Genomic DNA, 6,776 nt, shown 5'->3' with positions numbered 1-6,776 from the left:
GGCACCTCTATTCGGAGACGATCTTGAAGAATGGTATAAAGACACCTATCAAGCTACCGAAGAAGTTATTGGACTATTAGAAGGTCGACTTGAGTAAGAATAGGTGCATGAATTATTACAAAATGGCAAATCCAAAACGTAGGATCTTCCGGGGTAGTTATGACTAGTTCAACAGGCGTAGCGAGCAATGTAACTAGCCAGGGTAATTTGAACCTTGGAATTCAGTGGGGTGAGTTGCTTATAGGAATAGCAACTCTTGTTTTCGCGAGTATTTATTTCTGGCAAGCTTTTCAGCTTCCCGCCGGAAGCCAGTCGCGGCCAGGTCCAGGGATTTACCCATTGTTAATTGCTATTTTACTGATAATTTCTTCAATACTAGTGATTGTTCAAAGTTTCATCAAAAAAGATCATGAAGTCGCGATGGCGCCTTTGGACAGAGATGGCAAAAAGAAGATAGCTAAATTCTTTTTATCGACCGTTATTTATATTTTATTGCTGCCGGCGCTCGGCAACTATATAGCCGGAACATTGTATGTATCATATATATTTTTTGTAATAGGAAATTTAAATATTATAAAATCAATTGCATTTGGTGCCATAATTTCTGTCACGCTTTCATATATAGTTATTGAGTTTTTAGGAGTCCGTTTTCCTCAAGGATTTTGGTAAATAAGGACATATCACTATGGATACTTTCTCATTATTAACAGATGGGATTCTTGCTGCCATACACCCTACCCTGCTCTTAGCTGCTTTGTTCGCGGCATTCGCTGGGACATTAGTAGGTGCGCTTCCTGGACTTGGACCAGTGGCAGGTGCTGCAATTATTCTTCCGATCACCTTTACGCTTGACCCCGCTATTGGCCTTATTATGATCATAGGTATCTATCTCGGGGCACAATACGGAGGATCAACGGCTTCAATACTCCTGAACATCCCAGGCGAGTCCTCGTCGATTGTCTCGACTTTTGACGGCCATCCAATGTCCAAAAATGGCAGAGCTGGTGCAGCTTTAGCTATTAGCGCCATGGGATCATTTTTTGCCACGATCGTCGCTATTATAATTTTTGTTCTTACTGCTAGCTGGATAGCTGGTGTAGCCTTGAACTTCGGTGCTGTTGACTATTTCGCACTAACTGCTGGAGGCCTCCTTGTACTATCCCGCATCACTGGCGGAAGTCTAGCTAAGGGCTTGCTTCCGATGTGTATAGGTCTTGGATTGGGTACGGTGGGCCTCGATACTTCATCGGGACTAAACCGCTTCACTTTCGGCCATATGGACCTCTCTCTGGGAGTAGGACTTGCGAGTGTAGCGATCGGGTTGTATGGCATTAGTGAAATGATGCGCATGCTTGAAGGCGAGAATCGATACAGACGACCCCCGCCTGTGCCTTTACGTGAATTAGTTCCAAATAAAAACGAACTTAGAAGATCATTTTTCCCATGGTGGCGAGGATCTTTTGTGGGATTCATCTTTGGTCTTTTACCGGTGCCTTCTGCGACATTATCAACATTCACTTCTTATCGGATTGAAAAATCCATTTCAAAGAATAAGTCTCAGTTCGGTAAGGGGGCTGTAGAAGGGCTAGCTGGTCCTGAGGCTGCAAATAATGGAGCGGCAATTGGAAGCTTGGTTCCCGTCCTGCTCCTAGGGTTACCATTCTCAGCTGTTCTTGCCTTTCTGTTATCAGCGATGATGGTGCATGGTATCCAACCGGGGCCCCTGGTTATGACTAGTGAACCCGATCTCTTCTGGTCAATTATCGGAGGAGTCATTGTCACTAATGTTATCCTGCTGATACTTAATTTACCAATGATAGGTGTCTGGGTTCAGGTTCTTCGGGCTCCACAGTGGCTGTTAATCCCTGTGATGATAGTCCTTGGTGTTATTGGAGTATACAGCATTAATTCCAATATGATTGATCTTTGGATTATGTTAGTTCTGGGGATCGTTGGATATTTTCTAAGAAAGTATGATTTCAGCTTGGCATCCTTATTGGTTGGGTTAGTTCTTGGGCCATTGATTGAGCGTTATTTTATTCGCTCAATGCAGCTTGGACAAGGTGATATTAGTTATCTAGTTAGTTCCCCATTAGCTCTGTCTATATGGTCCTTAGTTGCAGTGACATTAGTTGGCCCACCGCTTTTGTCAATGTTGTCAAAGAAGAGAAGTAAGTCTTCTGCTCGTCAGTAATCTTAATAATTGATAGTTAGAATATTTAAGGTGGTTTAAAGTGACTTCAAAAACACGTATTGGTGTTGTTGGACTGGGCACCATGGGCGCACAGGCCTTAAAGTCCCTTTCGGAGGAGAAAGATATTGAGGTCGTAGGCTTTGAACAATTCGACACTGGACATGATCGAGGGGCAGCGGGAGGCGAGTCCCGTATTTTCCGAAGCATCCAGTTTGGGAACCAGGATTTCGTCCCCATTCTGAAGCGTGCAGACGAACTCTTCAAAGAGTTGGAAACTGAATCCGGTATTGCTCTGAGAGAGTTAAGCGGGTGTGTCTTGATGGGGCCTTCGAGTCATCAGACTGTCAAGAATGCCATCGCGACGGCTAAAGAGTATGACCTGGATCATGAATTGCTTGATCGATTTGAGGCGGCTGAACGCTTTCCTCAGTTTGCTATGGATTCCGACGATGTGGCGATCTATGATCGATATGCTGGTTTTATCAGACCAGAGCTTACAATTCAGGTTGCAGTGAGTCTTGCTGAAGCCAATGGGGCCACCGTCCATCGTCGCACTAAAGTTCAGGAAATTGTTCCAGATGATTGGGGTGTTACTCTCGTAGTAGAAGGAGCTAAGCATCGTTTCGATCGTGTGATAGTATCTACTGGCCCATGGGTGACAGAGTTTCTTCCCCGTCTTGCTGATTTTATCCAGATTCGCCGTCTTATTTCTGCCTGGTACCCTATTAAGCGCGGAGATTCTTCTGCTCATCGATTGCCATTTATTAGATTGGCTCCTAAGCATGCTTATGGGGTACCTTCACCTGACGGAGTGAGTGTCAAAGTGGGTGTTTCTCCGTTAGATCATCTGGTGGTTGATAATCCAGACGTTGGCGAGCGTAATGTGTCGCTGGGGGATCTTGCCCCTTTTGATGAGCTCCTTAATAATTGTATTCCGTCTTTGAATCCTGAACCTATTCGTATTTCAAGTTATTTTGAAGCCTATGTGGATGATTCACGTCCTATTATTCAAACTGCTCCAGAGTCAGATAATGTTATAATATTAGCGGCTTTTTCTGGTCATGGATTTAAATTTTCACCTGCTATTGGAGAGATCGGTGCATGCTTGGCGATGGGAATTAATTCCGATTTTGATATGTCTAATTACCGTAGAAGTGATAATTTTCTAGAGTAATATACTCGATGAAATATTGATACTTTAATTTTTATGTCTAGCGTTAATGTTATTAGGTTGATATGAATAGTTTAATCGATTTACGTAGCGACACTGCAATTCAGCCTACTCATGAGATGTTGCGCCGACTTGAGTCGCTGTATTTTGGAGACGATCTGTTGGAAGAGGACCAGGCTACAAATCTTCTGCTAGTTAAATCATCTGAAATGATAGGAATGGAGTCAGCCTTGCTGACCCCTTCTGGATCAATGTCCAATCAAATCTCGGTTGCCGTTTTTACTCAGCCTGGGCAAGAAGTTTTATTGGGTCATGCGTCACATATTAGAAATCTGGAAGCAGGGGGTTTAGCCGCTAACTCTGGAGTTCAGATACGTTGCACCCCTGTCCATCAGGGCATCTATGATGCTGACGCGCTTGAAGCCTCGATTCGAGAGGCTCAACTCCAAGTTGCTGCTACAGGGCTAATTAGTCTGGAGTCCACTTATGACTTGAACGCGGGTTATGTTCCTTCCTTAGAGAATCTACGTGAGATTCATAGTATCTCCAGGAGATACGATCTTCCGATCTACATGGATGGGGCTCGGATCTTTAATGCTGCTGAAGCTTTAGGGGTGGAGTTAGCTGATATTTGCCAGTATGTCGATGCTGTTCAGTTTTGTCTGAATAAAGGTTTAGGGGCGCCGTTAGGTTCCGTTTTAGTGGGTTCCCGCCGCTTCATCAGTAGTGCTAGAAGAGCTCGACAGAGATTCGGAGGCGGCATGCGCCATACGGGACTGCTTGCAGCTCCTGCGCTTCTTGCGCTACCTGAGTGGCGCAAGGTCTCTTCAGATAGAATTAAAGCAAGAAAGATCGCCAACTCGCTGAGTGATGTACCGCATATTGCCCTGAATAATTCGCCAATACAGAGTAATATCGTTAGCTTTTCTGTTTCTACTGGCAAGATGTCCATCGATGATTTCATTGAGCAGCTCGCCCGGCGTCATGTGCTCGTAAAGAAGATTGGCTCTGACCAAGTGCGTTTAGTTGCACATCGATCGGTTTCTCATGAAGATATCGAGTTGGCCTGTTCGGTGATTATTGAGACCCTCGCGGCTAGTTCGCCGACTAACTTTCCTGCAGAAGGCTAGTCTTATGGGAGCTTGACAAGCTCAAGACGCCATGCTGCGGTGTGAACTGAAAGAATCGCTCTGATGGACTCTGTTCCGTAGGCACGTTGGATTAATCCTGTGCTGACTGGTACGAGCCGCTAATTCCCCGTCCCAAAGATCCCTGGTGCAGCCGGATAAGACAAAGAGGATAATACTGATATGAAAGCTGCTGTTCTTTATGGTGCGCATGACATACGTGTCGATGACGTCCCCGACGCGAAAGTTGCGGATCCTACGGATGCTGTAGTTCGCATAGTCCGCTCCTGCGTCTGCGGCTCGGACCTCTGGCGGTACCGCGGGATCGCTGAGGGCCCGACGCCTTCACCTATTGGACACGAATTTATCGGTGTGGTCGAGGATATCGGCGACGATGTGAGAACGGTGAATCGGGGCGACTTTGTCATTGCGCCTTTTAAATACAGCGACGGCGTCTGTGAATTCTGTGTCGAAGGTCTACCCACCTCCTGTATTCAGGGTGGGCTCTGGGGGACCCCCACTGATGATGGAGGACAAGCGGAAGCTGCACGCATCCCGTTTGCGGATGGCACGCTAGTCACGGTGCCCCAGCTCCAGGGCACCGATGGTAAGGCCGAGGAGAATCTCTTACTTGGCCTACTCGGACTCTCGGATGTGGTTTCGACAGGGCACCACGCTGCGGTGAGCGCTGAGGTGGGCCCAGGAGACGACATCGTCATTATTGGAGATGGAGCTGTGGCGCTCTCTGCAGTTTTAGCCTCTCAGCGTCTCGGAGCGGAGCGCATTGTGCTTCTGGGGCGCCACAAGGGCCGAACTGATCTCGGACGTATATTCGGCGCAACTCATGTGGTGTCCGAACGTGGCGAAGCGGCGATCGCGGGAGTTCGCAGCATCTTGCCAGCTGGCGTTCCAAAGATGATTGAAGCCGTTGGCACCGTAGGCGCTTGGGAGACTGCAATAGGGGCAGTGCGTGATGGTGGGGTGATTTCTTATGTTGGGGTACCGCATGCGGTGGAAGGGGGAGTCCCTCTACTTGGAATGTTTCGCCGTAACATCAAAATTGCAGGCGGCATCGCTCCAGCGCGAGCATATATTCCCGAGTTATTAACAGATGTGCTCTCCGGTGCTCTCGACCCAGCACCGCTCTTCGACAAGACGTTCGGCTTGGAGGAAGTCGCGCATGGGTACCGCATGATGGATAATCGAAGTGTTCTGAAAGCTGTCCTTACCATCTGATAATTGGACAATTAGGCTTTGTAGCGCAGCACGGGTCTGCTGGACCACAAATGCTTCGAGCAGCCCACCTCGGATCATATCGTCAGCGTCCTCCACAGCTTTCAGGTTGAGAACCGCAGGGGAGAGGGCAATATCTACTGGGTATGCTTTGGCGGTGCTCCTAGTGGACTTCTTCTTGGGCAGCTGCAGATTCTTTAGTTCGTGGACTAGGAATCTGCGTTCCAGAATATCCAGATAACGCTGGACTGTGCGTGGGTCACTATCGGCAGTCCGAGCGACCGCCTCAGCGTTGAGCTCTCCAGCGGGCGCCTGTATGCCCTGATTCGACGAGATTTTTTGGCCAGCCGGATCTCCCGAGTTGGTTCATCGTTAGTGCGTGAGATCTTCGTTGTTTAGGGCTTGGAGGAGGCCTTGTGCTTCCGGGGTGATCTCGGCAGGTATCAGGATGCGCTTGGTCCCGGTATGAACGATTCCGTCCTGTAGGGGACGCAGCATGTCAAGGACCCGCCGCAGGGACAGTCCGGTGGCGGTCTGGATGTAGCGGGCTACGGCCAGAGCGGCGAAGACCATGGTCAGATGAGCTTCGATCATGTCCTTGTGCTGGTGGAATATCGGGCGGGCCTCTAAGTCATGCTTAGCCAGCCGGAAGCTGGCCTCGACCTCATAGAGCGCGTGGTAGTGAGCAACGACCTCGTTGTTGCTCAGTAGCTTTTCGCTGGCTGAGGTGACGTAGCCTTTGATGCCCAACAGCTTCTTGGCCCGGGCGATATCGTCTTCGTTGATACCGATATCTTTGCCCTGGACGGTGACGAACCGCGCTTTGGCCATCGAGCGTTTACCAGCGGCGATGTCTTGGGCCCGGAAGATCTGCTTATTCAGGTTTTGCCGGTCCCGGTAGAACCGCTTCCACGAGTAGTGATACACCGTGCGCCACTGCTTCGAGGAGTTCGCTCGCAGCTTCTCGTCAATACTGGTAGTCCAGCCTTCCTTGACGGGGTCACCGACAGCGTCCAAGTGCGCTTTGAGACCTTTGGGCATTTTGCCGACT

Annotated in this window: 6 protein-coding genes and 1 pseudogene; 5 read left to right on the top strand and 2 right to left on the bottom strand. The window is 48.7% G+C overall.

Annotated elements, in window-relative coordinates; translation table 11 throughout:
• Positions 1 to 159: 159 nt before the first annotated feature.
• From DVO78_RS06810 to DVO78_RS06790, 5 genes are all read left to right on the top strand, one after another.
• On the top strand, positions 160 to 669 hold the full coding sequence (locus tag DVO78_RS06810; RefSeq protein ID WP_120004071.1) for a tripartite tricarboxylate transporter TctB family protein: 510 nt from the start codon (positions 160 to 162) through the stop codon (positions 667 to 669).
• Positions 670 to 685: 16 nt separating this feature from the next.
• Positions 686 to 2,194 carry a tripartite tricarboxylate transporter permease gene (locus DVO78_RS06805; RefSeq protein WP_120004070.1) on the top strand — a complete coding sequence of 503 codons (1,509 nt, stop codon included), beginning with the start codon at positions 686 to 688 and terminating at the stop codon, positions 2,192 to 2,194.
• A gap of 40 nt (positions 2,195 to 2,234) precedes the next feature.
• Complete coding sequence (gene solA / locus DVO78_RS06800; protein WP_120004069.1) at positions 2,235 to 3,368, top strand: N-methyl-L-tryptophan oxidase; 1,134 nt, start codon at positions 2,235 to 2,237, stop codon at positions 3,366 to 3,368.
• A 62-nt stretch (positions 3,369 to 3,430) separates the two neighbouring features.
• Positions 3,431 to 4,495, top strand: a complete 1,065-nt coding sequence (locus DVO78_RS06795; protein WP_120004068.1) for a threonine aldolase family protein — start codon at positions 3,431 to 3,433, stop codon at positions 4,493 to 4,495.
• A gap of 180 nt (positions 4,496 to 4,675) precedes the next feature.
• Positions 4,676 to 5,728 carry an alcohol dehydrogenase catalytic domain-containing protein gene (locus DVO78_RS06790; RefSeq protein WP_120004067.1) on the top strand — a complete coding sequence of 351 codons (1,053 nt, stop codon included), beginning with the start codon at positions 4,676 to 4,678 and terminating at the stop codon, positions 5,726 to 5,728.
• A 27-nt stretch (positions 5,729 to 5,755) separates the two neighbouring features.
• Here the strand turns inward: DVO78_RS06790 and DVO78_RS18365 are convergent.
• Positions 5,756 to 6,043, bottom strand: a pseudogene (locus DVO78_RS18365) (DUF4143 domain-containing protein); the annotation flags it as partial.
• Between the two features lie 54 nt (positions 6,044 to 6,097).
• On the bottom strand, positions 6,098 to 6,776 hold a 679-nt coding region (locus tag DVO78_RS06780; protein ID WP_420799065.1), incomplete at its 5' end, for an IS1634 family transposase.

Origin of the sequence: Nesterenkonia muleiensis, assembly GCF_003600155.1 — a bacterium.
GTDB lineage: Bacteria > Actinomycetota > Actinomycetes > Actinomycetales > Micrococcaceae > Nesterenkonia > Nesterenkonia muleiensis.
The sequence above is the reverse complement of the archived record's forward strand: the minus strand, read 5'-3'. Positions and strand labels throughout refer to the sequence as shown.

Coding starts and splice junctions, on each gene's coding strand:
- DVO78_RS06810 (WP_120004071.1), top strand. CDS start 160: ATGACTAGTTCAACAGGCGTAGCGAGCAATGTAACTAGCCAGGGTAAT.
- DVO78_RS06805 (WP_120004070.1), top strand. CDS start 686: ATGGATACTTTCTCATTATTAACAGATGGGATTCTTGCTGCCATACAC.
- DVO78_RS06795 (WP_120004068.1), top strand. CDS start 3,431: ATGAATAGTTTAATCGATTTACGTAGCGACACTGCAATTCAGCCTACT.
- DVO78_RS06790 (WP_120004067.1), top strand. CDS start 4,676: ATGAAAGCTGCTGTTCTTTATGGTGCGCATGACATACGTGTCGATGAC.